This window comes from Pseudomonas sp. GV105 (assembly GCF_003058185.1).
Taxonomy (GTDB): domain Bacteria; phylum Pseudomonadota; class Gammaproteobacteria; order Pseudomonadales; family Pseudomonadaceae; genus Aquipseudomonas; species Aquipseudomonas veronii.
Genome location: NZ_QBUF01000002.1, coordinates 42048 through 67765, shown reverse-complemented (window position 1 = coordinate 67765; position 25718 = coordinate 42048). Strand labels below are relative to the sequence as shown.

General features: G+C 59.9%; 43 protein-coding genes. 3 read left to right on the top strand and 40 right to left on the bottom strand.

Annotated features, from left to right (window positions below; all coding sequences use genetic code 11):
• From C8K66_RS03970 to C8K66_RS03950, 5 genes are read right to left on the bottom strand one after another with little or no spacing between them, the layout of a single operon-like run.
• The gene (locus C8K66_RS03970) at window positions 1-366 is read right to left on the bottom strand and encodes a phage tail protein (protein WP_108524328.1); all 366 of its coding nucleotides are present in this window, start codon (window positions 364-366) and stop codon (window positions 1-3) included.
• The gene (locus C8K66_RS03965) at window positions 363-944 is read right to left on the bottom strand and encodes a phage baseplate assembly protein V (RefSeq protein WP_108524327.1); all 582 of its coding nucleotides are present in this window, start codon (window positions 942-944) and stop codon (window positions 363-365) included. Before C8K66_RS03965 ends, C8K66_RS03970 begins: the two co-directional genes overlap by 4 nt.
• On the bottom strand, window positions 941-2047 hold the full coding sequence (locus C8K66_RS03960) for a rhs element Vgr protein (RefSeq protein ID WP_108524326.1): 1107 nt from the start codon (window positions 2045-2047) through the stop codon (window positions 941-943). Before C8K66_RS03960 ends, C8K66_RS03965 begins: the two co-directional genes overlap by 4 nt.
• Window positions 2048-3034 (bottom strand): hypothetical protein, encoded by a 987-nt coding sequence (locus C8K66_RS03955; protein WP_108524325.1) that lies wholly within the window; start codon window positions 3032-3034, stop codon window positions 2048-2050.
• Between the two features lie 3 nt (window positions 3035-3037).
• On the bottom strand, window positions 3038-5062 hold the full coding sequence (locus C8K66_RS03950) for a hypothetical protein (RefSeq protein ID WP_108524324.1): 2025 nt from the start codon (window positions 5060-5062) through the stop codon (window positions 3038-3040).
• 31 nt (window positions 5063-5093) lie between these two features.
• Here C8K66_RS03950 and C8K66_RS03945 point away from each other — a divergent pair, with 31 nt between their 5' ends.
• Together C8K66_RS03945 and C8K66_RS03940 are read left to right on the top strand one after the other, a co-directional pair.
• Window positions 5094-5291, top strand: a complete 198-nt coding sequence (locus C8K66_RS03945; RefSeq protein WP_132849938.1) for a hypothetical protein — start codon at window positions 5094-5096, stop codon at window positions 5289-5291.
• A 4-nt stretch (window positions 5292-5295) separates the two neighbouring features.
• On the top strand, window positions 5296-5604 hold the full coding sequence (locus C8K66_RS03940) for a hypothetical protein (protein WP_132849937.1): 309 nt from the start codon (window positions 5296-5298) through the stop codon (window positions 5602-5604).
• Here C8K66_RS03940 and C8K66_RS03935 read toward each other — a convergent pair.
• From C8K66_RS03935 to C8K66_RS03775, 35 genes are all read right to left on the bottom strand, one after another.
• Complete coding sequence (locus tag C8K66_RS03935; RefSeq protein ID WP_108524321.1) at window positions 5594-6079, bottom strand: hypothetical protein; 486 nt, start codon at window positions 6077-6079, stop codon at window positions 5594-5596. The two genes, C8K66_RS03940 and C8K66_RS03935, sit on opposite strands and share 11 nt — an antisense overlap.
• A 3-nt stretch (window positions 6080-6082) precedes the next feature.
• The gene (locus C8K66_RS30865) at window positions 6083-6229 is read right to left on the bottom strand and encodes a hypothetical protein (RefSeq protein WP_158276044.1); all 147 of its coding nucleotides are present in this window, start codon (window positions 6227-6229) and stop codon (window positions 6083-6085) included.
• 35 nt (window positions 6230-6264) lie between these two features.
• The gene (locus tag C8K66_RS03930; RefSeq protein WP_108524320.1) at window positions 6265-6672 is read right to left on the bottom strand and encodes a hypothetical protein; all 408 of its coding nucleotides are present in this window, start codon (window positions 6670-6672) and stop codon (window positions 6265-6267) included.
• 89 nt (window positions 6673-6761) lie between these two features.
• Entirely contained in the window at window positions 6762-7190 is a 429-nt protein-coding gene (locus C8K66_RS03925) for a hypothetical protein (protein WP_108524319.1), read from the bottom strand.
• Between the two features lie 57 nt (window positions 7191-7247).
• On the bottom strand, window positions 7248-8807 hold the full coding sequence (locus C8K66_RS03920) for a phage tail protein (protein WP_108524318.1): 1560 nt from the start codon (window positions 8805-8807) through the stop codon (window positions 7248-7250).
• Between the two features lie 61 nt (window positions 8808-8868).
• Complete coding sequence (locus C8K66_RS03915; RefSeq protein WP_108524317.1) at window positions 8869-9066, bottom strand: hypothetical protein; 198 nt, start codon at window positions 9064-9066, stop codon at window positions 8869-8871.
• A gap of 8 nt (window positions 9067-9074) precedes the next feature.
• Window positions 9075-9896, bottom strand: a complete 822-nt coding sequence (locus C8K66_RS03910; protein WP_108524316.1) for a hypothetical protein — start codon at window positions 9894-9896, stop codon at window positions 9075-9077.
• Between the two features lies 1 nt (window position 9897).
• Window positions 9898-10536, bottom strand: a complete 639-nt coding sequence (locus tag C8K66_RS03905) for a hypothetical protein (RefSeq protein WP_108524315.1) — start codon at window positions 10534-10536, stop codon at window positions 9898-9900.
• 1 nt (window position 10537) lies between these two features.
• On the bottom strand, window positions 10538-10918 hold the full coding sequence (locus tag C8K66_RS03900) for a hypothetical protein (protein WP_108524314.1): 381 nt from the start codon (window positions 10916-10918) through the stop codon (window positions 10538-10540).
• Window positions 10919-10921: 3 nt separating this feature from the next.
• Window positions 10922-11230 carry a hypothetical protein gene (locus C8K66_RS03895; RefSeq protein ID WP_108524313.1) on the bottom strand — a complete coding sequence of 103 codons (309 nt, stop codon included), beginning with the start codon at window positions 11228-11230 and terminating at the stop codon, window positions 10922-10924.
• 42 nt (window positions 11231-11272) lie between these two features.
• The gene (locus tag C8K66_RS03890; RefSeq protein WP_108524312.1) at window positions 11273-12580 is read right to left on the bottom strand and encodes a DUF4043 domain-containing protein; all 1308 of its coding nucleotides are present in this window, start codon (window positions 12578-12580) and stop codon (window positions 11273-11275) included.
• Window positions 12581-12652: 72 nt separating this feature from the next.
• On the bottom strand, window positions 12653-13180 hold the full coding sequence (locus C8K66_RS03885; RefSeq protein ID WP_108524311.1) for a hypothetical protein: 528 nt from the start codon (window positions 13178-13180) through the stop codon (window positions 12653-12655).
• Window positions 13181-13228: 48 nt separating this feature from the next.
• Window positions 13229-14692: a phage portal protein gene (locus C8K66_RS03880; protein WP_108524310.1), complete on the bottom strand. Its 1464-nt coding sequence runs from the start codon at window positions 14690-14692 to the stop codon at window positions 13229-13231.
• Window position 14693: 1 nt separating this feature from the next.
• The gene (locus C8K66_RS03875; RefSeq protein ID WP_108524309.1) at window positions 14694-15977 is read right to left on the bottom strand and encodes a terminase large subunit domain-containing protein; all 1284 of its coding nucleotides are present in this window, start codon (window positions 15975-15977) and stop codon (window positions 14694-14696) included.
• Window positions 15967-16536, bottom strand: a complete 570-nt coding sequence (locus C8K66_RS03870; protein WP_108524308.1) for an HGGxSTG domain-containing protein — start codon at window positions 16534-16536, stop codon at window positions 15967-15969. The genes C8K66_RS03875 and C8K66_RS03870 overlap by 11 nt, the downstream gene beginning before the upstream one ends.
• A gap of 63 nt (window positions 16537-16599) precedes the next feature.
• Window positions 16600-16941, bottom strand: coding sequence for a hypothetical protein (locus C8K66_RS03865; protein ID WP_108524307.1), 342 nt, complete (start codon window positions 16939-16941; stop codon window positions 16600-16602).
• 3 nt (window positions 16942-16944) lie between these two features.
• Window positions 16945-17265 carry an MFS transporter gene (locus tag C8K66_RS03860; protein ID WP_108524306.1) on the bottom strand — a complete coding sequence of 107 codons (321 nt, stop codon included), beginning with the start codon at window positions 17263-17265 and terminating at the stop codon, window positions 16945-16947.
• Between the two features lie 371 nt (window positions 17266-17636).
• On the bottom strand, window positions 17637-17876 hold the full coding sequence (locus tag C8K66_RS03855; RefSeq protein WP_046489974.1) for a hypothetical protein: 240 nt from the start codon (window positions 17874-17876) through the stop codon (window positions 17637-17639).
• A gap of 178 nt (window positions 17877-18054) precedes the next feature.
• Complete coding sequence (locus C8K66_RS03850; RefSeq protein ID WP_108524305.1) at window positions 18055-18636, bottom strand: hypothetical protein; 582 nt, start codon at window positions 18634-18636, stop codon at window positions 18055-18057.
• On the bottom strand, window positions 18633-19235 hold the full coding sequence (locus tag C8K66_RS03845) for a recombination protein NinG (protein WP_108524304.1): 603 nt from the start codon (window positions 19233-19235) through the stop codon (window positions 18633-18635). The genes C8K66_RS03850 and C8K66_RS03845 overlap by 4 nt, the downstream gene beginning before the upstream one ends.
• The gene (locus C8K66_RS30860) at window positions 19235-19393 is read right to left on the bottom strand and encodes a hypothetical protein (protein WP_158276043.1); all 159 of its coding nucleotides are present in this window, start codon (window positions 19391-19393) and stop codon (window positions 19235-19237) included. Before C8K66_RS30860 ends, C8K66_RS03845 begins: the two co-directional genes overlap by 1 nt.
• Window positions 19390-19698, bottom strand: a complete 309-nt coding sequence (locus C8K66_RS03840; protein WP_108524303.1) for a hypothetical protein — start codon at window positions 19696-19698, stop codon at window positions 19390-19392. Before C8K66_RS03840 ends, C8K66_RS30860 begins: the two co-directional genes overlap by 4 nt.
• Window positions 19695-20165, bottom strand: a complete 471-nt coding sequence (locus C8K66_RS03835) for a hypothetical protein (RefSeq protein WP_108524302.1) — start codon at window positions 20163-20165, stop codon at window positions 19695-19697. The genes C8K66_RS03840 and C8K66_RS03835 overlap by 4 nt, the downstream gene beginning before the upstream one ends.
• A complete protein-coding gene (locus tag C8K66_RS03830; RefSeq protein ID WP_108524301.1) occupies window positions 20162-20404 on the bottom strand; it encodes a hypothetical protein in 243 nt (80 codons plus the stop codon). The genes C8K66_RS03835 and C8K66_RS03830 overlap by 4 nt, the downstream gene beginning before the upstream one ends.
• Window positions 20401-20919: a hypothetical protein gene (locus tag C8K66_RS03825; RefSeq protein WP_108524300.1), complete on the bottom strand. Its 519-nt coding sequence runs from the start codon at window positions 20917-20919 to the stop codon at window positions 20401-20403. The genes C8K66_RS03830 and C8K66_RS03825 overlap by 4 nt, the downstream gene beginning before the upstream one ends.
• Window positions 20916-21215: a hypothetical protein gene (locus tag C8K66_RS03820; RefSeq protein ID WP_108524299.1), complete on the bottom strand. Its 300-nt coding sequence runs from the start codon at window positions 21213-21215 to the stop codon at window positions 20916-20918. Before C8K66_RS03820 ends, C8K66_RS03825 begins: the two co-directional genes overlap by 4 nt.
• Window positions 21212-21400, bottom strand: a complete 189-nt coding sequence (locus tag C8K66_RS03815; RefSeq protein WP_108524298.1) for a DUF1382 family protein — start codon at window positions 21398-21400, stop codon at window positions 21212-21214. Before C8K66_RS03815 ends, C8K66_RS03820 begins: the two co-directional genes overlap by 4 nt.
• Window positions 21400-21615 (bottom strand): hypothetical protein, encoded by a 216-nt coding sequence (locus C8K66_RS03810; RefSeq protein ID WP_108524297.1) that lies wholly within the window; start codon window positions 21613-21615, stop codon window positions 21400-21402. Before C8K66_RS03810 ends, C8K66_RS03815 begins: the two co-directional genes overlap by 1 nt.
• A complete protein-coding gene (locus tag C8K66_RS03805) occupies window positions 21615-22367 on the bottom strand; it encodes a replication protein P (protein ID WP_108524296.1) in 753 nt (250 codons plus the stop codon). The genes C8K66_RS03810 and C8K66_RS03805 overlap by 1 nt, the downstream gene beginning before the upstream one ends.
• The gene (locus tag C8K66_RS03800) at window positions 22364-23089 is read right to left on the bottom strand and encodes a helix-turn-helix domain-containing protein (RefSeq protein WP_108524295.1); all 726 of its coding nucleotides are present in this window, start codon (window positions 23087-23089) and stop codon (window positions 22364-22366) included. Before C8K66_RS03800 ends, C8K66_RS03805 begins: the two co-directional genes overlap by 4 nt.
• Window positions 23086-23394: a hypothetical protein gene (locus C8K66_RS03795; RefSeq protein WP_108524294.1), complete on the bottom strand. Its 309-nt coding sequence runs from the start codon at window positions 23392-23394 to the stop codon at window positions 23086-23088. Before C8K66_RS03795 ends, C8K66_RS03800 begins: the two co-directional genes overlap by 4 nt.
• A 2-nt stretch (window positions 23395-23396) precedes the next feature.
• The gene (locus C8K66_RS03790; RefSeq protein ID WP_108524293.1) at window positions 23397-24185 is read right to left on the bottom strand and encodes a KilA-N domain-containing protein; all 789 of its coding nucleotides are present in this window, start codon (window positions 24183-24185) and stop codon (window positions 23397-23399) included.
• 127 nt (window positions 24186-24312) lie between these two features.
• Window positions 24313-24501 (bottom strand): hypothetical protein, encoded by a 189-nt coding sequence (locus tag C8K66_RS03785; RefSeq protein WP_102642905.1) that lies wholly within the window; start codon window positions 24499-24501, stop codon window positions 24313-24315.
• 18 nt (window positions 24502-24519) lie between these two features.
• Window positions 24520-24708 carry a hypothetical protein gene (locus tag C8K66_RS03780; RefSeq protein WP_010568074.1) on the bottom strand — a complete coding sequence of 63 codons (189 nt, stop codon included), beginning with the start codon at window positions 24706-24708 and terminating at the stop codon, window positions 24520-24522.
• A gap of 31 nt (window positions 24709-24739) precedes the next feature.
• A complete protein-coding gene (locus C8K66_RS03775; RefSeq protein WP_102642906.1) occupies window positions 24740-24943 on the bottom strand; it encodes a helix-turn-helix domain-containing protein in 204 nt (67 codons plus the stop codon).
• 99 nt (window positions 24944-25042) lie between these two features.
• Between C8K66_RS03775 and C8K66_RS03770 the strand changes: the two genes are divergently transcribed.
• The gene (locus C8K66_RS03770) at window positions 25043-25702 is read left to right on the top strand and encodes a LexA family transcriptional regulator (protein WP_102642907.1); all 660 of its coding nucleotides are present in this window, start codon (window positions 25043-25045) and stop codon (window positions 25700-25702) included.
• Window positions 25703-25718 lie beyond the last annotated feature (16 nt).

Genomic DNA, 25718 nt, shown 5'->3' with positions numbered 1-25718 from the left:
TCAGCGATTTACCTCAAACGAGAGCGTCACCGGCTCGCCAAGCGGCGCATCGGTGTAGCTGATAGTCACGGAAAGGGTCTCGTTGTCAGTGGAGACCGAAATAACAGGGGCTGGCTTTTTGGCAACACAATCCTCGAGCAGGATCTGGCCGCGAATCAGGGCGATGATCTCGGGGACGTTGGTGAGCGCACCAACGTATCGGCCCAGGCCTGCGCCGTACTCTGTGTGGAACAGGTAGTCGCCGGGGTTGGTGATTAGCCGCCGCAGGATTCGCTGCTTTCCACGCTCGATGCCCTCTACAGTCGAAAGGCTGCCCGTCGGCGACAACGAAAGGTCGCCGCCGGCGTAGTGGTTCAGGTCTTTCATGGCACAGGTACTCCAGATGTCCCGGTGCCCGGCATGACCTGGCTGGTTTTGTGAAGTTTCAGAGCGATCGTGTCGGCCTTGACGTCGCCACCGGTTACGACGATGCCTGTTGAGTCGGTCACGGTGAGGGTGTGATCCATCGTTACCGGGCCGCCGGTGAACTGGTGCGCCGGAGCGTCGTAGCTGATTGCCACCGCGGAATGCAGCGTGACGGTGCCGTCGGTGTTGAACTTGAGTAGGGAGCCAGACTTGTGAACCATCCAGATCTCGCCGGACGGCACTGGCATCGGAAGGTTCAGCGAGTTGGTGTGGCGCGCCGTGACCTTTCCGAGGTTCGGGTCGGACGAATCGAACGAAACCGTCACCTCGTCGCCGATCTGCGGGCCGATCTGCACGCCCCAGCCGTTGCCGACACCTGGGCAGTCCAGCTTGATCCAGTTTGTCTCGCGACCTTCTGGCTGGATGGCAACCTTCACCACACCATTGGTAGCGTCGTAGCTAGTGATGGTCCCGGTGCGCGGGCCTGTGCCGTCATCGCCGAGGCGCTGCCTAGCCGCATTCATGAGGCTGTCGATCATGGCTGCACCAGTGAGTTGGGGTTATGGTTCTTGGCGGTCAGGCTCATCGTGTAGCCGGCGTCAAAGCTCATCGAGCGGCGCACCGCATCGACGTAATAGAGCTGGTCAAAACCGGAGCCCGTGCCTTCCTGGCGCACGATGGTGTTCGGCATGAGCAGGTTGTCGCCCGGCATCGAGCAGGACATACGCATTTCGTGATCGGTGATCTGCTTGTGGATCTTCTGGGCCAGCAGAATCGCCTGAGCCTTGTCCAGACCATTGCGCTTTATCTCGTAAACCTGGCGCTTCGACGTGGATTGGCCGGGCGAAATACCCTTGGCTGAGTTGTTCGGGTACGTCGCGGTAACCGTCTTCCCATCCTTGTAGGAAATGACCTGAACTGTCACGCCAAGGGCCAGCGTCAGATCGCGCTCGAAGGTGATGTCGTCGGCCGTATTCGACTGCGGGTAGTAGTAGGCGCCTGGCTGAACCCAGCGGACCACGTACTGGTCGGTGGTCTGCGGGTCGAGCGCGGGCTCGTAGTGCAGCTCACTTCCGGAAACATAGACTTGGAACCCGTCCAGCCCTGCGAAGTAGGCCAGCGCATCCCATTCGGTGCGCTCATCAGTTACGTGCGCGTGGTCCCACTTGGTGATGCCGCCAACCTGCGTGGTCGTGGCCGTAACGACCGGCGTGAGGCCGCGCCGAGTAGCCAGCAACGTGGCCACCTGGCTGGTGGTCATGTTGGCGAATTTCTCATTGGTCTTGTGATCGATGAAGCGGCTGGTGTAGTCCCGGCCGCTGATAGAGACCTCGAGCTTCGCGGGGTGGATGGACAGGTGGTCCACGGCGCCGACGATCAGCTCTTTCCAGTCCTGAGCTCCCTGATTGATCAAGCCGGCCCAGATCGAGACGTCAATCGAGGTCTGCGAGCCCCACCAATTCATGGTGTTGTAGGGCGCTGGCAAATCACTCATCACCAGCACTGCCGAGAAGGTATCGGCCGAGTAGAAGGCGTTGCTGTCGACATCGAACGAGTAGAACGGCACATGAACGCCGTTCAGTAGAAGGCGCCCGACCACCTGCCGGACGAGTTGCTCCGTCTCCTTGGTATTCAGGTCCACTTATTCACCTACTGGGATTTTGATGGTCTGGATGCCGTCGAGGCGCGGGTCGGTGATGCTGTTTGCCGCGGCGATCTCGGTCCATCTGGACTGGTCGCCGTAGGCGTCGGCTGCGACTTTCTGCAAGCTGCTGTTGCTGGTGGTGACGCTCGACGTGCCGTTGGCCAGCGGCCCGGACAGGACGTTCTTCTGCATCCGATCCAGCACGCTCTGCATCTGATAGAGCGGCGCGAGCTGGGTCAGCGCGGCACCCTGGCGCAGCACGTTGTTGGCTGCTTGCGCAACCGGGTTACCGGGAACGAGGCCGCCGAGGGTCGTGATGTCGTTCACCGACGCCCCAACCTGCGCAATCACAGACTGGACAACCGCCTGAGCGGCTACCAGCGGCCGGATCACCGTTTGCACAGTGTCGATTGTCGCGTTGGCGAACCCCTGTACCTGCGAAACCGCGCTCTTCACGGTATCTATGGCGCTTGAGACCGAACTTGAGTTGATGATGCTGGCTAGGCCGAGCGATTCACCGACGTCGCTGTTGATCAGGCTGTCGAGCGTTCCGGCCAAGGCGTTCTCGGTGACTGGCGTGTCGAGGCTCGACACAACAACCAACTCAATGGTGTATGGGCGGCGATAAACATGCTCAAACCTTGGCGTAAACGATTGGATGACCACGCTGTAGTAGTAGCCGTCCATGCTAAATGTCAGGGGGGCCCCGACATCACGCATGGTTTCAAGCTCGCTAACGCGATCGCCAGCCGTCGCCCCAATAATCCACCCAGACCATGAGAGGTTGTCGTAATCGACGCCCAAGACGTCGACTTTGCGCTTCCCCCCCACCATCTTGTGGATCACCAGTTGCTGCTTGCCGGCTCCGGGAGAAACCGACTCTGGAACCTCAAGTCCGGTGAACTCAAAATCCCCCAATATCAACCTTGTGGCGAACGGGTCCCCACCTGGTGCGAAGTTGTCCAGGAAGGTTGTGAGACTCATCGGTTATCCCCTTGGTAGTGCTGTGCTTGGGGTTCCAGGCATCAACATGCTGCGAGTCGGGTCGAAGCCCTGGGTGCCGGTGCGCGGGCGCATGGCCTCCTTGGCCGCCCGCTGAATGACGACGTCGGTCAACTTCTTTCCGTCCAGGTACAGGTTGATGTTTTGCTCGCCTCCGCCGGACTGCTTTCCGGGGACCGGGGCGACCATCGGCGACCACGGCTCTTTCGGCTTGCCGCTGTTGCGGTAGTCGTCGGCGAACGTGGTCTTCGATATCTGCATGGACGCCGGCAGGATCGTGTTGGCCCCGGCGATCAGCGTGTTGAAGATCGTCTGCCAGCCGGTCAGGAACACCAGCGCGAAGGACTTGAAAGCCCCACCGATGTCGCCATTGAACAGCTTGACGAAGCCGGTCTTCATGTCGCTCCACATCAGCTTCAGCGCGCCGCTGATCTCCGACCAGTTATTCCAGAGCAGGAAGGCAGCGGCGGCGATTGCCGTGACGACCAAACCGATCGGGTTCAGCAGCAGCGCGCGGCCCAGGAACAGGATGGCCTTGCCCACATTCATGGCGAACATGACCAAATAAGTGCCCATTCTGGCGATCCATGGGATCAGCGGAGCCAAAGCTCGCCCGCCCAGGAACATCATAGCCTGGCCGAGCAGAACAAAACCGCGCCCGGCGGCGATGACCATGTTGATCAGGCCGCCGGTAACCAGGAAGGCCGCCAAGCCCATGAAAGCGTAAGTCAGCGCCCTGACCTTGCCGGGGTTGGCGTCGATCCAGATCGTCAGGTTCTTGATGGCGTTATTGAGACCATCCACGGCCCTGATAGCCAGCGGGAGAATCACGTCGCCGAGCTTGAGCTGCAGGTCGATCCACTTCTTGTCCAGCTCAATCAGCTTGCCGGTAAGCGTCTTTTTGGCGTTCGCATCAAGTTCATCAATGCCCGCAGCGCCGCTGTTCAGCTTGAAGTTCTTCGCGATGTTCGCCTGTTGCAGGTACATCGTCGAATAGAGCTGCGAGGCGGTGCGGTTCGTGAAGATGGCGCCGATTTCGTTGAGGATCGCCTGCTTGTCAGTGATCCCCTTGCTTGCAAACGCAGGCAGCATGACCGTCTGCATCCACTTCATGGGGTCAGAGATCATGATGTCGCTACCCGACACGGCGCCGGGCTTGATCTGCTTGATGTTGCCGACCTTGTCGTAGTCGACCATCTTCGGATTGAGCATGCCGATACGCATCAGCTCGTTGGCTGCGCGCTGAGTGGTGCGGCCCTGTACCAAGTTCTGATAGGCCGACATCAGGCCTGTACCTACGCGGTTGCCGCCCATCTCCTGGATCAGCGGCTCCATGGCGTAGTAGAAGTTTTCGTCCTTCATCCCTTTGGCAGCAACGCCACCGGTTTTGATGAAGTTCAGGTACTCATTGGCCCCTACCCTGCCGCCGGTTGCGGTCTGTACGCGCTGGACCATGTTGGCTTGGTTGGTGAATGCTTCCTGGCTGGACAGGCCGCCGCGCATCTCGATGACCTTTAGCATGTCCATGAAGGCTCGGTCTTTCATGGCGCCGCCTTCATCGCCGTACAGCGCGGCGTTTGCGAATTTCATCTTCGCCAGGAGCGGGGTCACCATCTGCGCTTCGTGGAAGTCGCCGAATACCGTCTGTGCGTCACGCAGCAGGCCGAGGTTTTCGCGGATGCTGGTGCCGTAGGTGTTCATGCCGCTGGCGAACTTCACCGCGTCGGCGGTGACCTTGTCGCCCAGGCCGAGGGAGCGGAAGCGCTCCGTCTCGTTTTGGAATTTCTTCGCTTCGTCGAGCGGACCTTTGAGCATCGAGGCCAGGCCCAGGCCGCCAGCGAACATCGCGGCGCCAATTGCGCCCTGCTTACCGATCGAGGCCAGCTTTGTATTCAGCTTGTCGACGTCACCACCGGTAGAGGCCAGGCTCTTGCTGATCATGGCCATGCCAGCACTGACGTGGTTGATCAGCGACAGCTTGACGGCGACGGAATACGCCTCAAATGCCATAATGAGCTTTCCTTTTGTGGTGTTGGATCACATGGCAAATAATCAGCGCACGTATCAGTGGGTGAATGGCCGGATTCAGGACGTGGACGCGGCTGAGGCGCCCATGAGTCAGGGAATGGGCATCCAGACGGGCCTGCTCGTGTTCACACTCAGCAGCCTGGTGATGATCTTTGCCGGCGGCGCGCTGGCAGTCGTCGCCGTCGTCCTCTACTCAGTCCTTTTCGGGTGACAAAATGAGAAAGGCAGCAGCTTTTATTGCGCTGGCCGCACTCTCTGGCGCCGTGATGGCGGCCGAGTTGCAGCTAAATGGTGAATATGGGTGTGAAGACCAGGTGACGCAGCGGTCGCGCCTGGTGCTGATGCAGAACATCATGTCCGACAACCCGCACTACGTGGCCCAGCGGGCAGAGATGCGAGAATCGCTGATCAACCTCTCGACCTACATGTGCAAGCCGCTCAGCGGCAGCTTCAAGGTGATCAAGCGGGAGAGCCCGTACATCCAGGTCAAGACCGACAACGGGCCGATGTGGGTCACAGAGTAGAGTCGTAGCCAAGCGATGCATGGATAGCCTGCCCGCCGATCAACCCTGCCACTGTCGCAGCGCCCAGCGTGCGGCGGATGAACTCTTTGTTTGTCAGCAGTGCCGGCCCCATCACTGGGCGCGCCGGCATTTTTGGCGTCCCAAATTCGTGATAGACCATCTTCGGGTCGGTTGAGCCGATGACGGCTTCCAAGATGCCTGTGGCGTGCGTAACGCTTCCCTGCATTTCGCCGCTGGCGAGCAGCGGGGAGTCGGCCGGGTAGCCCATCTTCGCCTTGTGCTCTTCGGTAGACTCGGCCAGCTCAGCCCAGGCCGGAAAAGGACCAATGCCTGCCTGATAATGGCCGATCTCGGCTTTTGCGGTCATCTCAACGCGCACGGCGCACTTCTCAAGCCCGGCGCGCAGGCTGGCAAGCAACGCCACCTCTTGCCCAGCCATATGCAGCGCCAGGCTGCCGAGGTCTTTGAACTCCATGGCTCAATCCTTCTTGTCGAACTGCATGCTGTGCCAGTTCCAGACGCCCGAGCCCTCGAATTCCGAGAACATGATGGAGAAGGCAAACCGCTCGTAGTCTTCCAGCGGCCCACAATCAAACAAACTACCGAACGGAACCCCGTTTTTCACCAGCCAACAATCCCGGCGAAACTCGGGGTTCGTTGCTAGTTTTTTGCTGCGGCCTGCTCGGCGTTAAGCCCTTCCTTGAGTGCTTTGGCCTCGGCTTCAGCCTGGGCGGCCTCGTACTTCTCGGTGAAGTGAGCGTTGATGGCGTGCATGCCCTCTTCGCCCAGCTCCTGCAGTACGGCCTCAATCTGCTTGTTGGTCTGCGGCAGACCAAAACCGACATCGTCGATGTAGACGACCATAGCGGCCGGCAGCGCGAAGCCTGACATGTAGGTCTGGTTGCCGGCAATTTCGCCGCCGACGGCCATCACGATCCGACCCTGTTCCAGCGGGCCCAGCTTTCGGAGCTGAATGGTGCGGCCAAGGCTGTCGTGGATGGTGGTGAATTTGGGTTTCTGGTCAACGTGGACCGGTGCAGCGGATTCGGTAACTTTTACGGTAGCCATGGGTAACACCTCTGGTCAGTGAGTCGTCAAGGAGCATGGCGTGCGGGGTGACGAGTCCCGCGCCCTGCCGGGCTGCCATGCAAATAGGGTTAAGAAACTTTTTGGCGGCGGCGGGCGGTGAAGGACATCGACTGACGGATCGTCTTGTCGCCCTCCTTCTTGCCAGCATCCTCAAGTTTCAGGATCACGTTGGTATAGCGCCACACGGTCTGTCCGCCGCCGACCTCCTGAATGGTTTCAGTGATCGTTGCCGGGTTCTGGTTTACACCGTTGTAGTAGTCGCTTTCGAACTTGGCCCACCAGTCATCGAGGGTCGAATCGACGCGCTCAGCTTCGAAGGTGCCGGTCCAGCCTTTAGGGATCATCAGCTCATCGGTCTGGCCATTGAGCGGCGTGATTTCCTGGTTGGTGACCTTCGGTTTCGAATCGAAGGACATGATCTTGCTCAGCCTGATCGGGCCGTTGGGGGTGTTGATGTCGATCGCGACGTCTTTCCCCGTGTTGTATCCACCTTGCATGGCGTTCTCCAAACGAAAACCCCGGCGCTAGGCCGGGCTTGATAGTGGTTTCGTCGCTTACGCGGCGCGGGGGGTGGCGGACGCAACGATCGAGACGGACTGGCCGGCTTCGAGGTTTACGAGGAAGTAGCGGATCACGGACAGGTACTTGACCTGCACGTCGGCCTGCATGTAGCCCAGGGCAACGCGTGAATCCGGGTTGTTTGCGGCGTCGATCTGCACCGAGAAGGCCGCGCCGCCGTTGACGTCGCCGATCATCCCCTGATCAACCAGGTTCTGGAGAAAGCTCTCCATGGTGGACTTGGTAGTGCGGCGCACATCCGGCGTCTGCAACTGGCCGATCACGCCGCCGAACGAGGCCGCAATGGTCAGCGAGATGAAGTTGGTCATCCGGGTGTAGTTGTCGCCGTTCACCGCCGAGTTGCTGGAGCAGTTCAGGCCGGAACGATGGCCGAAGTAGCTGCCGCCCGGGCATGGATTGGTGATGACGTCCAGGCGCGCGGTGTTGATCGCGCCGATTTCGGCAATGCTGTACGGCTGTTGCGCCAGGTTGCGCTGAGTCGACACCGCATTGGTGATCGACTTGTTCAGGGCGCTCTGGTGTGGCGAAAGGGATGCAATCTTGGCTGCGGAGAAGGTGGCCGGCGCGATCATGCGCTGCTGGCCGTTCACCTGGTCCTGCCAGTACACCCAGTCACCCGACAGCACCTTCAGCGCGTAGCTGTCACAGCCGGCGGTGGTCAGCGCGGTGGCGACGGTGGTGTAGGAGGCGCCAGCAACGCCCTGGGTGACCATGTAGCATCCCTCGGACAAGCCGAAGGTCAGCATGGTCGGCCACTGGGTGCTGTCGGTGACATCGACCAAGTTGGCAACCTGGGCGCCGGTGCCGCGCAGCGCGTACATGCCTTTGCGGGCCGAGCCGATCACGCCGTCTACACCGACCAGCACAGCGTCGGTCAGGGTGGTATTGCCCGACGTGCCGGACGTGAACGCAACGGTCTGGGTCAGCGCGACCGGGGCAAGCGTGGTAGCGCCGACTGTGGCAACGACCAACTGAGACGCGCCGCGAATGCCGGATTGGCCGTTGTTGACCGCGCTGACGATGTTCTGCCACAGCGCCAGGCCGGTACCGGTGATGTTGTCGAACACTTCAGGCGACACGCCTGGCAGCGAAATGGTCAGCTTCCAGCTCGATGCAGCCGAACCGGTGGCCAGGGTCGCGCTCAGCGAGTTGCCCAAGGTGCCGGTGTAGTAGGCGGTCAGGGTCGCGCCAGTTGCGGCGGCGGTGTCCTTGAGCGTGCTGGTCGCCGCAGTGTCGGTGCCGTCGGTTACCCGCACAGCGCGGATGTTCGAGGCGCCGAGCTGGACCGACACAGCGATAGCGGTACACAGGTCGTACTTGCGCACGGTCTGGGTGCCGAACTTCTGCGACGCATCACCGGGCGATCCGATCAGCGTGGCGCTGTTCACCGGGCCCCAGTCAGCAATGCCGACGATACCCAGGATGTCAGTAGCCACGCCGTTGATGTAGCGGGTCTTGGGCGCCACGATCTGGATGTAAAGGTCCGGGGCCTGAAGTGCCGCCGTGTTCAAGCTGCCTGCCGGGTAAATGGGCATGGCGTCCTCCTAATGAAAAAGCCGCCTCAGTGGGCGGCTTCTTGTGTGTGGGTTTCGCTTGTTAGGCGTTGGCGACTTTCAGGACCTTGCCGTCGCAGTCACCGGCCAGTACGGCGGCGACCTCATCAGCGTCCGTAATAGCCTGGCCGACTTGGTAGTCAGCAAAGGCGAACTTGACGGTAAGCTTGAATGGCGATTGAGCAGCTTTAGCCTTTGTGGCAGGCGCTGCGGCTGGAGTATCTGGAGTATCGGAGTCCATGGCGGACCTCAAAGGTTAAGCGTTTTAATGGTCTGCCCTGACTGGGCGTTCACGATGTTCAGCACTGGCGCGATCACTTCGGCCGCATTCAGCACTTGCGTTGTGGCGTAATCGATCATGTAGAACAGGTCAACCCGGTACAGGTCAGCCTTCTGGAGCTGGTCGGTCATCAGCGAGCCGTTTGACCGGATGACGCCGAACGATCCATCAGTGAACGAGATGTTGTTGTTGTCGGACAGGGCCGAGTCGAGCGGACTGACCACCGCGTCACGCGCTGCCGGGCTGTTGGCCCAGACGATGACCTGCACCGACTGCTCCTGACGCTTCGTTTCCTTGTAGGCCATGCCGAAGCCGCCGACCCTGGCCAGGACTGCATGAGCCCCTGTGAGCGTGATAACCGGTCCCGAGCTAGTCGAGCCAGGGATCAGGTACGCAAGCGCAGTGGCTGCGCTCGTGAGCGTGTCCGACTGCTGCACGGCATAGACATAGCTGGTGCCGTTCAGGTTGATCATGATGTTCTGTGCGCTGATCGTGCCGGAGAGGGTCACGACAGACCCGGCGACGGTCATAACCAATGTGTGGACCGGTGCCGTCAGCGGAATCCATGAGCGACCCAGGTAGCGGGTCGTGCTGCGGTCCTTGCCGTGCGGATACACGCTGATGTGCGCAATCCCTGCGGCCAGGTCGGCCTCAAGCTGTTCAGGGACAGGCCAGCCTGGGTAAACCCGAATCGGGAACCCGGCAACGCTTGGCTGCCCGGTGCCGTTCGGGTAGGCGATGGCCGCGACCTGCGCCGCGACCTGCTTCAGTACGTCGGTCAGACTGGCCATATCACACCTGCGCCTGCATTGCGGTGATGCGCCAACCCATATCGGTCAATTCAGCGCTCGAAATCACGTATTTCCGGCCAAGCTCGCAGCGGATCACATCGCTGGTGCGCAGGATGATGCCCGGGTAAGCCGGCATGAGGATCAGCCACCACGGCGTTTTCACGTCCAGCGGCAGCTTGGCGTCGTTCGTTTCGCCCTTCGTGCCCTGCAGGATGCTGGCGGGCCAGCCCTGCATGAGTGCGACCTCAGTCGCCCGAGTGCCGCCCGAGTAGGAGCCGAGACCAACGCTTTGATCCTGGGCATCACGCAGCACGCTCACAACGCGATTCGTCTGCACGCAGTAGATCGGCAGCGTGTCCTGCATGGCGGCGACGAAGAATGTCCCATGCCGGCCGACGAGAAAGTCGCCAACATCAAACGGGCGAGCGTCGAACAGTCCAAGCCAAGTGGCCTGGCCGTATTTGTTCGGCGCGGAGTAGCTGAAATTCGTGGTGAACGACGCAGGCAGCGTCTGCAAAGCGGTTGACGACAGCGGGTTACTGGCGCTCGCGGCGCGAAATTGCTGGTAGTCGAAACCGATACGCTTGGCTGCCTTGCCGTAACCGATGTAAATCTTGGCCTGGAGCTTTGTGCCGTCCATGTCACACCACCAGGGTCAAGCCGCCATCACCCAGGGCTGGGCCCGGGGGAATGCCGAGAAATCCGCAAAGACGGCGACTCCATGAGTCAAACAGGCGATCACGATCACGCTGCTCGTTCTTGTTGTGAACCCACACGGCCGCCTGATCTGTATCAAGGTTTTCTCGGGCGCTGATCACGTCAGTCTCAAGAAGGTAGAGGTTGGCCAGGTATGTGACCCTGATCACCGCCTCTTCAGATGGCTGCATGTTGTTCAGGCGGAACTCAAGCGTGCCGTACTGCTGGTAGAACCGGTGGCCGAATGCCTGTGTCGGCACTCCACCAAACAGAGGGAACCCGCAGAATCGCCGAATATCTGTCTTTTCTGCGTCCGTAAAGGCCATGGTTCAGTCCTCGTATTCGATGCCATCCAGCGGGGCTTTGCGGCCGATCAGCAGTTCAATGTCTTCTGCATCGGTGACGGTTACGCCCGGGCTCCACGCACGGGTAGCGCCGGTGTCGTCAATGAACGCATACGGTGCAGAGAGCACAACCGACTCAGGCAGCGCAATACGGTCATCCTGCTCTGGTGCGGGATCAGGCTCTCCGCTCACCGCCTCTGGCTCCGATCCAGTACCGGGCTGAGTGACAGCTTTTTCATTAGGCGCACCAGCCTCAACTACGGCCTGTTCTACGTCATCTTTTTTTGCAGCCATAAATCCTCCGTTGGGCTGGGGCCGAAGCCCCGCCCATGCTGGTTACGCCGATTCGATCACAACGGCGCGCTTGAAGTAGCTGTTGCTCGCGGTCGGAATGATGGCTGGGTTGGCGGTCGCATCGGTCGGCACTGCAAAGCCACCGATCCAGTACCAGGACTGGGCGATGATTTGTTGCAGGCGGTCGAGCGGCTCACGGGTCACCATGCAGATGTCGTCAACCATGACTTTCAGGCTGTCGCCATCGCCCACATCGCTGTAGCCGACGCTTGCGAAGTCACCCTCAACCAGAGCGCCCTGGCCGCACACAATGGCGCGACGGATAGGCACACCGCCCAGCGTCTGCTGGTAAGCCTCGGTGGTGGTAATGAAGCGCACGCCGAGCAGCTCGATGATCTGGCCCTGCTTGTAGGTCTCGGAGCCGTAGGCGCCGCGATACAGCAGTTTGAAGTCACCGTCCTGGAACAGCTCCAGCAGGTGGTTGTCATCCAGGTAGGCGTTGTACAGACCGTTGATGGTCGGCACGTTGTTGGTGCGCAGGCGGGCCACGGCAGACAGCACAGTCTGCATGGTCAGCAGGTCGGTAGCGATCAGGCTGGAGGTGCTCGCGCGATTGGAGGCGCGCAGCACGCTTGGGCCAACACTGGAAATCACGCCATTGCCCGCGGTGCCGTCGGACACGCTGACGTTTGCACTGAAGGTCAGGACGCCCGACACGCCGATTGGCGCGGTCGAAACGTTGGAGCCGTCAGCCACAACGCCAGTCAGGGTGTAAACGCCTGCGCCGACGGTGACAGTCATCGGGGTGCCGACGGATACAGGCACCATCACGCCGTTGGCCAGCACGTACTGGAAGCCGCGGATGTCATCGACAGCCAGGGTCAAAGCCGGTGCGCCAAGAGTGGTACGAACGCGGGTGTTGCCGCCCAGGTACGAACTGAACAGCGCGTTACGCGCCAGGCGGTCCAGGGACTGAGCCGACTGCACACCATTGACGTTGGCGTTTTCCATGAACTGCTTCGCGATACCCACGCCCTGAGTAACCATGTTCAGGTCGATCGTGTCGCCGTACATGTTCATCGACAGGGTGTACTGCTCAACGGTCCAGCCGGACGGGGTCAGGCCGTTGTCCAGGTTGGTGTTGGTGGTCGGGTTCAGCGGGGTGGTGACCGGCGCTTTCAGACCGCGACGGGTCTTGGTGACGGTCTCACCGACCTTGTTCGGGATTTCTTCGCGATCAGCGATGGCGCGGAAGCCGAGGCGGGATTGGATGCCGGCCTGGAATTCACGCTCCAGAAAGCCTTGCTGAATGATTGGCTGGAGGGCAGCCGGGAAATTGTTAATTGCCATGGGGCAAAACTCCTAAGGGTTCGATAGTGTCTTACCCCTTGGGCGTCTGGCCCCGGTGGGTGAATCAAGCGGTTATGCCTTCAGTGCTGCAGCCTTGGCCGCGGCATATTCCTTGTCGTCCATCTCTGTGACCTTCTTGGCTACAGGCGGAACAGGAGAAGGCGGTGTTTGCGGGTTACTGCTGCTGGTCGGCGGCTTGCCGAACAGGTACGGCTTCGACTCTTTCAGGCCAGTGAAAAGCGCTTCAGCACCTTCCAGCTTGCCGTCCTTGAGGGTTACAGAGGACAAATCGGCCAGCTTCAGGCCGTCTACGTCAACCATGCCCGCCTTGACCGCTTCGCTTTTCAGCTCCGCCAGCAAGACGCGCTTGTCAGCTTCGGCCTGGACTTCAGTCGTGGCTTCGGCTTTGGCCGCCACCACGGCAGCCTCAACAGCCACCTTGATGGCGTCGGCTTTGGTGGCTTCGAACGAATCCACTTTTCCGGTCAGCTCCTGGTTTTTCAGGCGAAGACCTTTGTTTTCTGCGCGCAGCTCGCTGACGTATTCGCGCGAGAAAGTCTGCGGGTCTTTGTCTGCGGGCGGTGTTGGCTGGTCGGACATCTGTCGTCTCCGGGTATAAAAAAGCCCCGATTCATCGAGGCTGTGGGGTTAATCGTTTGAATCAGGCGTCGGCGTCGGCTCTTTCGGAACCGGCTGGTTTGGTGGCGGGCCACCGGCCTTAATGAGCCGGATTTCATCCGCCGGGTCTGCGATGTCGTATGAGGGGGCCATTGACTTCACGGCCGTCTCTTGCGACAGCAGGCCTGCAAGCCTCAACACATCAAGTGTCGTGGCCTGGGTTTGCTTGTCTGCGTAGGTAGGGGCATACCACTGCGGCCAGCGCAGCGAGATGTCCTCTTTTTCGGAGAGATTCCCAAGCGGCCTGCCCTTCTTGTCGACCAGCGTGAAGACCAGCGAGGCCTTGACGATCATGTTCAGCAATTCGAGCAGTGCGCCTTCGCCGTAGCTGATGCGCAGCTTGTCGGCCAGCCAGATCAGGGACTGATTCATCAATTCCATGGCCCGGCCAGACTGGGCGGCGCTCAGCTTGTCAGCGTTGGAGCGGTTACCTCCCGCGCCCTCAAGGGCAATCTCTCGCAACCCTTTGACCCACTCCATCACCGCGCCCGCAGCGTCACCGCTGATCTCCAGCAGTTTTGCATCGCCATCCTTGTCGGTGACGATGGCATTAGCGGCGCCTTTGATGACCGCGCCATTACCGCCATGCGCAGGCTCTTTGATGTGCAGGGTCGGGTCAGACTGATACTTGAGCGCCCGGCCACCCTGGGAAAGCAGGTAATCGGACTCAATTTGTACGTCGATCGCCTCAACCGGAAAGGTAGGCTTGCCGTCGATATCATCACCGCCGGGCAGGTTTCGCACCCAGACAAGCGGGACGAAGCCCAGCTTGTGACAGACGGTTTTGGTTTCATCCCTGGAGGGCTTATCGCCTTCCTTGGCCTTGCTGACAGCCAGCGGCGCGTACCAGACCTCTTCGGTCGAGGTCCAGTCGCGCTGAAACCAGTACATTTCCTTCTCTTCGACGGCGTAGCCCATGCCTTTCAGCACGTCACCCTTCACCTTGAAGCGCTCGGTTACCATTTCCAGCGTGTCAGGCGCGTCAGCCTTCCAGAACGGTGTCAGGTAGGCAGACGACATCACCGAAAAGAACACGCGATCACTGAGGACGCGCATCAGGACAGCTACCGAGCCTACCGAGCCGCTCATTGCTGCCTCGATCATGACCTGGTTGAGCATCGACTCCTTGATGATCCGTGTCAGCGTATCGCGCGTTTCCTCGTCCGTGCAGTCGACAGCCGGGAAATGGCCCTCGGAGAACAGAAGCGACACCGAATCGCCAACTACGGTTGGGCAGAGCCTGGTGCGCGCCGAAGGACGCCGCTGAGACAGCGAGATGTATTCCCCGGCGTTGTTCTTCTCCATCGAGAACGCGTATTCAAGCTCGTCATACATCGTGCCATCCATCACGCGGTTAAGCGCCAGGATGTCAGCGGTGCGCAGCGGGTAGTCAGGATCAGCCGGGTATGTGGCCTTGAGTGTCTTGAAGTCCATGCTATCGGCTCATGTGGGGCACGTGAGCGCCGTGGGTTGCGACTGGCTTGCAGACCGGGAACAGGAACGCAATCGGGTAGCCGGCTGCGTCACATGCGTGATCATGGCCGGTTGTCTTGTCTGGCTCGCCGTGATCGTTGTAGGGCTGCTGCTCCAGGCACTCAGTGAGCGCTGGGCACTTGTTGGTGTTGACCTTGAGGCGGCGAACGCCGGTCCCGCTTAGGATCTGGGCGTTGACGGCGTTGACCCGGTCCTTGACCCGTGGGTTGACGCTGTTGGCGCGGATCGTGAAGCCGGCCTGCTGCAGGATGGACAGGTCAGAGACTGACGCGCCCTTGCTGCTGGTGTTCTGGCCGCTGGCGTCCGGGTAGACCGTGACGTGGTGACCTTGGAGCAAATAGCGCTCGCGGATCATGCGGGCCAGCTCTGGCGTGTCGCGCACCTTGACCATCTCGTCAGCCGCGTGCAGCACACCGTCTCGCATGACGTAGATGATCCCGGCCATGTTGTTGACGTTGAAGTCGATGCCGACGTGGATCGGCTCGCCAGGCTGCACAGTCGTGTCGCAGTGGTTCAGCACCCGGGAGAACTCCGGGTACACAGCGCCAGATGTCAGGTTGACGAACTCACCCTCAAGGTAAGCCTCAATCAACTGAGGTGGGTAGCTGGCGCGCAGGCTGTCGATATAGTCGGGCGGCAGGAACGGGTTGGTGCGCGTCGGCGCCTGGACAATCTCGTATCCGGGCTTGGCGTCACGCTTCCATGTCTCGTAAACGAAACGGAAGCCTTCCGGTGTCGTGTATACGCTCACCCGGTTGAATGGGTTCTGGACGCCCTTGGGGCGCTGCCTGTTACGCGCAATGATCTTTCGCCATGCATCGGCAGCGTGGTCGCGCTTGAGCGTGTCCAGCTCGTCCACATGAGCGCAGTACGACTCATAGCCAACGATCCGGGCCGGGTTGTCCAGTGTCCGCAGCACGAAGTCGGCACAACCGCCCGAGCTGCAGTAAATGATGTTCTCTTGCTTGTTGTACTTGTACCGAATGCCGTAGTCGGTGAGCTTTTCTTCGATCCGGGGCGCCAGGATCAGGCGCACCAGGTCGTAGGTCGGTTCATAAAGGGCAATCATGCCGGTCGATGCTTCGAAGCCGTCACGAATGGCGCAGTTGGCCAGGGTCTCAGTCTTTCCGGTGCCGAAGCCGCCGACGAATGCCGGATACTTGCAGGTCTTCAGGAAGAACTCAGACTGAGGCGCGGTCATCACCATCTCGATTTCACGCGCCATTGGTGACCACCCTTACCGCAATGCCAGTGACAGGGCCGCCACCCGACTTGCCGTGTTCGCGCTCCTTGTCGGCCAGCTCAAGGCCGCGCAATGCGCGCTCTTGGCTCTGAGTCATCAAGTACGAGCGACGCGCCTCCAGCGATTCAATGCGAGCCGTCAGGCGATCAATCAGTCCGGCGTAGTCGCGGACCTTGAACTTCTCTTCTGTCTTGGCCTGGTATTCGCCAGCGCCTTCACGCTCAACACGAGCCTCAAGCTCAGCCGAATCACCGCGCTCAGCCTCTTGAGCCAGCGCGCGCATCAGCCTGATCCGCGTCAGGCGCAATTCATCGTCGACCGAACCAAGCTCAATGCTCGGCAGAAGGTCAGCTTCCTCATCAGTCAGGAACTTGCTGTAGATAGATCCAGGCTTCGCGGCGCGCTTGTTGCCAGACTGATCGCCTGGAACTTTTGGGCCGCTACTCTTGCCACCGTGCAACTTGCAGCGAGAGGAACCCGGTACTGCGTGACGCTTACATGGTTCCCCGTTGCCGCGCTTTGATGCGCCGCATAGGGCCATTGGAAGCCTCGTTCATGGGGTTCGGTTTTCGCAATGGATCATTCAACGTCGTTCGAACGTCATTCAATGATCATTCGTCTTGCGCTCGGCCTGCTCAAGGTTGTTCAGGCATTGCTCACAGTGCAGATACCGGCACAGCCAAGCCTTGACGCGCGGCCAGTGGTTGGCGACGAACCAGTGTCTCAGTCCAGCCAATGCGAGCGCTCCGTGGAAGGTGACGCCTGCAGCGCTGGGGCTGAGGAGTACAGCCTCGCCCCGGGTAGCAATCGCAAACCCGGACACGGCGATTGCCGCGTAAATGATCTTGCCGACAATACCGTCTCTCACCTTGTGGCTCAGTACGCACCAGGTCGCCCAAATGGCGATGATAGAGACGAAAGCCGTGCTCAATGTTTGAAGGCTCATGAATTAACCCCCTCCGAGCTTCGAGCGGATAAGCGCCCAGATGTCGGCGGCTTTGATGGCCCGGTTGATGGCGGTCAGGAGTGACCCGCCGAACGCCCCAAGAAGGAACCCAACACCAGCCACATTGCTAGGGTCAGTCACAGCCAGGCGGTCGCAAACAATGCCCGTCAAGTACAGGGCGCAGGCAATACCCGTCAGCAGGAAGATGACCCAGGACCAGAGATCCTTGAGGTCGTCCTTGCTCCACCAGCTCGCGATGATGGCGCCGACTACCCCGGCAAGGATCAGGTCGGCCTTGTCGAGCAAGCGATGCAGGAATTCCATGCGCTCGACCTCTCAGTTGCATGATTGGATAAAATGGCCGTCAGGTGGCGGCCAAACGCTGGGGAGCAGCGGCGAATAGATCAGCCCCGGCGGCACTCCCAGCTCAGAGCGAAGGGCGTGGCGGGGCCGAAAACAAGAAGGCCCCGATCAATGTCGAGGCCCTGAATAGGTGCGCGTGTCTTCCCACGCTGCCAGCCAAAGACAATCACGGCGTCGACACCCAAGTGCATCGATCTCGCCGATCCTGTCTCGCGCCACCCTGAAAGCGTGTTAGGTCAGGGCGCGTGGGCTGCCGGTGTTTTTCCGTAGCGCTGCACTACCGGCTTATCAGCGTCCAGGCCTCCCGAGGGCTGCCCTGGCTGCAGTTAAAATCAGAATGCTGGGGTGATATCGAAGTAGTAGTCCTTCCCTTCTTCGAAATGCTCAGCGCGATCTGCGGCCACGTTTACGGTGTATTCGCCGTATGGGGTGTACTTGCCGTAGATCGCATCCTCTTCCGCCGGGTTGGCCGACCACACGGCACCGAAGTGCAGGCGGGTCAGTGATTCCGTCGAGCCCTGAACAGGCCCTTTGGAGCGGAGAGTCATTTTGCAGCGGGTGATATGCGACATCGGTAGATCCTCTGGTATCGAATAAGCAGGAGGGTCTTTCCGGTCTTTCGCCTGCATTTTGGCAATAAAAAACCCGGCGCAGTGGCCGGGCTTCTTGGATCATCGAGTAAGTTGCCGAAGGCAAAACTCTAACAGTGGCGAAATCATGCCACGAGCCGCACGGGAACGCAATAGGCCCTCATGCGGCCTCGCGCATTTCGTAAATTACCGCCGCCACCGGACTGAGTGCTCGTCGGTCCAGATCCTCGCAGCAATCGAAGATCAGTTGCAGCATGCCGCCCCAATCCCGCTCCCAGTTGCATGACTCCAGGCGCACACCGTAGAACTGCCACATCCACTCCCTGAACTTCTCGGGATTGGCGAACGGGTCTTCGTTGGCCGACTGGCCGCCCTGGTGCATGTACTGGTACCGACGCATGACGCCCTTCACCACATACTCCAGCTTCTCCCGCTTGGCCGCTGTCATTCGCGGTGACTTGCTCTGCACCACCAGGAATACCACCTCCTCCGCAGCCTCGCGGATGTCGTCGCTCTGCTCAGCGGCGTACATGAAGTCGCCGAAGACGCGGATCTGCGGGTGCAGTCGAGCGATTACCGACTGGATATGCCCAGCCAGGGCGCCGTGGACTGCGTGATTCGCAGTAGGGCCGCGCTCGGTGTTCTGCACCACCACGCCCAACTGAACAACGTCAGAGGTCTGGCCCGGGGCCGGGTTGTATTTGCAGTCATGCCACGCCTGGCGCGCTGAGTTGATCTTCATGCTGCCTCCCCCTTCTTCAGCTCTTTGGACATTGCCCGGTATTTGGTCCTGATGGCCTTGATTTCTTCCACGGTGTATTTGCAGGCCGGGTGGCGGCCTTCTAGCCAAGCTACGATGTCTGCGCCGATGCGCAGCACCAGACGGATTCGGTACTCCACGGCGTTGCCGGACAGGTTGCGGTTGCACTTCACACACTGGCGGTGGATGTTCAGCGGCTCGAAGCGCAGCTCCGGGCAGGCGCCGACGGACCGGTAGTGCCCTGCATCCCAGCGGCTACCGGTCATAAGGTCGTTGTCGTTCGGCGTCGAGTCGCAACTAATGCACGGCAGGTGCGCGTCACGCAGGCGCACGTATTCGTTTACTGCGGCCTGGGCTTCGCGCAGGTGATCCGCCCTCGTCTTCAGTTTCTCCTTGCGGACCTTGATCTCGCGGCGCTCAACCTGGGCCAGCGACTTGTGCGCCTTCTCCTGGTGGACGTCCTTGATGGCCAGGCCGCACTTCGGACTGCATACCGCCTGCCCAAGGCGCTGCGGGACGAATGAGGCCCTGCAATCTGGGTTTTTGCAGGTCTTCGGCTTGGGTTGCTTGGTGGCGAGCATCAGATGTCCTCCCCGGCGAAATAACCCATGAGGAAGGTCGCCCCGGACACCAGGAACACCACGGCGCCGTGGGCGTGCTCAGTCGTCTGGCTGTAGGCGGTCGATGCGATCACCAGCATCAGGCCGGCGATCAACTTGAAGGTCTTGGAGGTATTCATGCCACCGCCTCCCGCGACTTCTGCTGCTCTGGCGCGAAATCGCCGCGCAGGGGCATGAGGTAGCGGGGCGATACAAGAGCAAGTCCATGAATATCGATGAACGAAAAAGCCTCAATATCGCCAACCACCAGCCAAGTCGCCTCGTCATCAGCATTGGTAAAAGGCCCGCGATTATTGAATAAGAAGCTCCCCTCCTGGCCTGGATGAAGGTACTCAACCAGCTCCACCACCTTCCCGATTGCATCCGGCCGGCGTCGAGCGCCTACGATCAGCGCCAGGTCGCCCGGCTTGAAGTTATGGCTCATGCGGCCTCCTTACTCAGCAGATCGGTGAACACAACGCCCTGGCCGGTGAAATAAGCGGCCATGCGGTCGGTGTACTGGACGCCCTGGGCGCGATTGAACAGGCTGGTCACCGGGAAGCCGTCAGGGCCGAACAAATGGCACTCCCCCATCATGGCCAGCTTGGTTTCGTAGGGCAGATGGCGCATGACCCGATACCACTCAGCTTGGAACCCGGCGTCCTCGTTCAGCAGGATCTGCACCCCGAAGTGCAGCTTGCAGTACCGTCGGGCGTCGGCCGCGTCGCCAATCTGGGTCATCTCGGCAATCCGCTTGTACATCGCGAACCACAGGGCGTTCTGGTCGAGGGTTCGGTCCTTGCCAGGTCGAAGGGAGACCACCACGAACTTCTTGTCCCGGTACATGGTGGTCAGGCAGGTGATGGCCTCGGAAAGCTTGGCCTGGCAGTTGACGGAGATTTTGTCGGTCATGGCTGGTCACCTGTACTGATCGGCTCCATTGGCGTGATACCTGGAATCATGTTGGCCCGACGGATCAGGACATTGCAGCGCTCATGAGGTATGCCGCTGGCATCAGACTTGCCGTTCATGTAGCCGTGCATGTAGGCCACGTTTCGGCGCTGAGGCGGTAGGCAATCCTTGCCGCGCATGTAGCCCTGGACCATTTCCCAATCAGCATCGGTGTAGCTTTCTGGCTTGGCGTAGGTCATGACTGCTCTCCCTGGCCCAGGGCGGCGCGGGCGGCGTCGACATTGATCGATTCACCAGGTCGCAGGTCATCCCAATGTGCAAGCAATGGCCGCAGAGCGTTGCGCAGCCCCTCTACCTCACCCTTCAGCTCAGCATTCACCCGCTCGTAGGCTTCGTAGCCGGTCTTGAGGCCAGCTATTTCGGCGCGGAGCTGGTCGCGCTCGTCGGCGGCCGCGACGTAGTTCGCGTGATGGCTTGCCTGCCATTCTTTGAATTGCGCGGCCTGGCGCTCGTTATCGGCCTTGAGCTGGTCGTTTTTGGCCTTGAACAGATCGGCGTTTTCGTTATTGAGGCGCACGACCGACTTCAGATCCACCCTCAGCCGCTCGTTCTCGGCGATCTGGGCCAGCACCGCAGAAGGCGTTGCGACGGCTTCAAACTCGTCCCATGCTTCGCCGATCGGTGCTTCGCCGTCGCCTGCCTCAAGATCGATTACGCGCTCGGCCAGCCGCTTCAGTTCGGTGTTGTCGGTCATGGCTTCACCTTCAGGCCGGCGGCCTCGATCGCTGAAATCCATCGCCCGACGATCTGCCGGTGATGGGCAATCAGGATTCGCGCGTTTGGGTTGCCGCCGTCCGTGAAGTCTTCTGGCCTTTCCACCGACGCAGCGCGGGAGCACTGCCAGCCCCACCACGCAGATTGCACCAGCGAATTCAGGTAATCATCACAGTGATCCTTTGCGAAAACTGAAGGATCAAACCGCGCCACTGCACGGCTCAGGCATGCGGCCTGGTAGGCAACCTCAAACTCTTCACGCATCTTGTCGTTCATGTCCGCTTCTCCCCTGCTTCTGCGATCAACGCCATGCGCTCCAGGCGCTCGGTGGCTTGCGTGGCCAAGTTCAGGTGGTCCGCCTCATCAACAGCCGGGACACACACAAAAAGGATTCCGAGCTTGACCATCTTGTTTGCCAGCTCAATGGCTTGGCGTAGCTGTGCCGGGTTTGCTCGTTTCATCACTTGCGCTCCCGTGCAGCCAACATTTCGTCAGCGAAGCGATAGGCGGCGCCCGAATACTCCGGCATCGATGTCCAGTTGTGGCGCTTTCCATCGCTGCCGGTGTGGCCCCAGCTACCGGCGATGATCATCGCGTTCAATGCCTGCATGGCGATCTCGTCGCGCAGCCGGACCAAATCTTCAGTTGATGCAATCTTTGTTTGTAGAATTGCCATCAGAATTTCTCCGCTCCGCGCTGTGCATCGCGCTTGATATTCATTTTTGCCAGAAGCAGTTCACGGGCTGACTTGCCGTCGGCCGGAATTCCTTGCTCGATGATTTTTGCCTGGACCTTCTGGTCGGCCAGCTCGTTTGCCAATTCGAAGGCGGTCTTCTGGCTGTCGTGGCCGATGCTGGTGAGGATCTTGCCGTCCAGCGGCCGGCCTTCCTGGGCGCGGCGGATCACCACGGCGTAGTTGTGGTCGAAGCGCTGGCGGAGGCCCTTGTCTTCCTGCTTGGCGGAACGCAGGTCGAACAGCCCAGTGGCAACGGCCGCGATCTTCACGCCTTCATGGCTGTAGACGCCCATCAATGCCTCCACCCATGCGTCAGCGCTCGCTGGCAGTCCGAACGCCTCAGGTCCAGGCTTGCACCAGCCTATGAACTGGCCGACGCTTGGAGCGAACGGTGAGCCGCTTTTCCGGCACTGCTCGATTCCATAGCGGATCTGCTCCAGCGTGCGAATGCCGGCAGCCATGAAACCCATCGTCCAGTTGCGCATCGCCGCGGCCTTGGCCTTGTCGTCAGGCCACGCCTGCTTGTGGGCCGGGAAGATGGCCTGAAGCTGGCGGAACAGGCGCTCAACCACTTCGCCGGTGGCGTCATCCACTACGCCGAGCTGGGTGCCGATTTGTGCCGGGGCCTGATAAGGCGCCGAGGTGCCCAGTGCCCGTGCCGCGCCGGGTATCATCTGAGTGACGTTCTTCATAGGTCATCACTCGTATCGGTGCGCCACGACTGGTCGTAGAAGTCAGGGCCGTTGCCGACAGTCCTGCCGCCCGCCACGACCTTCTCCGGGAACAGGCCGGTCCAGCCATTGCTGATGGACTGGTTGATCACTGCGTCAGGGTCGTGGTGACCGGCCATGGTTTTGGCTTGCTTGGCGCAGGTGGTGGCGGTCAGAGGCTTGCGGATCTCCTTCCGATGCTGGCACCAGTCAGCCCAGGCCGACTCGCTGACATTGGATGGCTTAGCGGTCAGAGGGTCGAATTTCACAGCCTTCGCTTTCGTGCGCGAGGGAGCTTTAGCGACCGGCTGCTCTACTGGTTCTATGACTGATTCAAAAGAGTGACTGGTTCTGGTGCTTTCTGGGCCTACAGGGGGTGTAGGCGGTGTGCCTACACCTGTGCTTTTTGGGCCTACAGGGGTGCTGTTTGTGCCTACACCCCCCAGGGTCAACAAATAGAGGTTCGACGAGTTGCCTTTAGGGCCGTCGCGATTCTCAATTTTAAGCAGGCGCTGCTCTTCCAAGTGCTTGATATGACGGCGGACAGTGCTGCGGTCGATCTCACACTGGTCGGCAATGTGCTGGTATGACGGCCAGCACTCGCCCACGTCGTTGGCATTGTCAGCCAGCTTGATCAGTACCAGCTTGCGCAGCGGGTTTCCTACCCTGGTCTTCATGGCCTTGACCATCAATTCCATGCTCATTGCAGAGTCTCCCACTGAGGCAAGCAATCGCTTCTCAGGAGCTTGTTAAAAGCCCTTTCACGAATGGAGCGAGGGTTGACACCGGTCAGGCGGCGGATCAACACCTTAGAAGCAAGAACGGCCGTCATAAGCTCGAAACGGGCGTCGTTCGTGCAGTCTTCACACTTCGATTCCTCTTCATCCAGGTAGACGCTCAGAGAGAACTCGCTTTTGTCCCAAGCCATGAAGGCCAACTGGTCGTTGGTAAACTGCTCCATGTAGGCGTCGTCAATCATCGTCGCCTGGATTTTTGGTTCGTCTTTCATGGTCAGAACTCCAGGCGCTTGATTTCGGAGAGAAGAGCCCGGCTATGGCGCTGGATGTAGATCTGGCTGAGCTTCTGCTTGCGGGATTCGAAGTCCATGCCCACGTCGATAAGGGATGCATTGACCCGCTGAAGGTGCTCAATGCAGCGGATCTCGCAGGGAGTGAGGTGGTCGCGGATCGAATCGGTTGGGCTGATGCAGTGCGCCGCCCGGTACGCCTTGGAAGGCATGCCCAGGGCAATGCGGTTGATCAGGTCGAATTCATTGCTGAAGTGGTAGTGCTTGGTTTCTTTGCCGGCGGCGAGACGGCCGTGCTTAATTGCGTCAGTTAAGGCCGGGGCCTCAAGGCGAGCCCTCTCCCTTGCCTGCTTCCCTTCGACAAGCTGAATGTGCCCGATGACGACAGCGTCGAAGGTGCGGATCACGTGCAAGTGGAATCGAGCATTGACCCACATTGCATAGGCGTAGATCAGCTCCTTGACCACGTAAGTCCCGCCGCTGCGCCCCTCAATAGTCACCACGGGTAAACTACCCGGATTCTGGGTAGTTAATTCATCGAACATTTCCGTGAACGATTCGGTTGCCATGTACTTGCCCGGCTCTTTGGTGCGCTTGTTCGCGCCATCCGCCACCGCCGCCTTGTGCAGGTCGTTCAGGCAATACCGACCTTCAAGGTCTTGCTTGATTTTGACGCCGCCGAGACTAAGAGCCATTGTCCGCGCCACGTTTTGCGATTGCAGAAAACGTGGCGCGGATTCGTTGGTGTTGACTGCTGATTGGGGAATAGGCATTATTCGCTCCAGAACGTTGTTGCAAGCGCTGTAAAAAGAACCGACCTGATCCGTCGGTTTTTTTGTGCCTGCGATTTGGTGGATGGGTGTTTCATTGGCAGATCCTCAATAGTCCCTGAGGGGCTAATCAGCCCTTGCGTCCTATGGAAGCGACGTTGCTCCGGCTTTTTGGTGGGCGCGTCATTCGATCTAGCGCCTCGTTCATGATCTTGGTGGTCAGCTGTTCGGTTGTGATGCCGTTCGCTTTGGCTAACAGCTCCAGTTGCGATTGGCCTTTCCCGTCAAGCCAGACCTCCAATGGTTTTCTTTCAGGCACAGGGACTCCTTGGCAACTTCATGCCACGTCTGTTTTCGCGTTAAGCTCTTCCATCATCTGGTTCAGGCCGCGCTCGAGGATTTCCCGGGCGAGTACTGCTTTCTGGGTCCGCTGGAACCTGGCCATGGCGGTCAGCAGGTCGTCGGCCACCTCGTCGAGGCGGACCTTTGTGGGTTTGTCGTGCATGTGGCTTGGGTCGAAGTGCATCGTTTTTGCTCCTTTGAGCATGCAAGGTGAATTAAGCGGCTTGAGTAGCAGTGTTCTTGGCGGCTTCTTCGCGATCAGCCAGCAGCAGCTCAATGGCTTTGCCGGTGCTGTAGCCGACCATCGTCCCGCTGGTTGCGCGGGAGATCGTGGCCTGCGTGGTGCCGCACTTCTCAGCTACTTCTGTCTGCGACAGCCCGAGCTGGAAAAGGCGATTCAACATCTCTTGAACTGTCATGACGGGAATCCTATGAGGTTTTGCATGACAAATCATACGAATAAGTATGAGTCCATGCAATAGAATTCGCATAACCCGTATTCGTATAATTGGTGAGCAATGGATATCGCTGGGCGCTTGCGCGCAAAAATGGCTTCTCTTGAGATGAGCGAGAGTGAGCTTTCGAGGCGGTGCGGTGTTCCCCAGCCAACCATCAACCGCATTCTTTCCGGTGAAAGCAGCAGTCCACGCAAGAGCACTGTCGAGCCGCTGGCCAGGGCCCTGAAAGTTTCGCCTGACTGGCTTCTATTTGGAGGCGATGACTCCAGATCTAACGGATCTCCCAGTGAGGCCGACTATGCACTCATCCCCCAATACAAGGCGCACGGCTCGTGTGGCGATGGATACCTGAACGACCACGTCGAGGTCACCGAGGGCCTGGTATTCAAGCGGGACTGGCTAGCGCGCATGAAGGCCAAGCCTGAAAACCTGCGCATTATCTACGCCGAGGGGGATAGCATGGAGCCCTACGTGTTCGAGGGCGATGTCGTGCTGTTTGATAGCTCAAAGACCGAGCCAAAGGATCGCCAGGCCTACGTCATCCGACGACCAGATGGTGGGATCAGCATCAAGCGCATGATTCAGCAGATGTCCGGGGCCTGGATGATCCGTAGCGACAACGGTGACAAGGCCAAGTACCCGGACGAAATGCTGTCGGAGAACGCTTTGCACGAGATTCCCATCTTGGGGCGCGTCATCTGGCGTGGCGGCGAGATGTAGTACCAGCCACATAGCC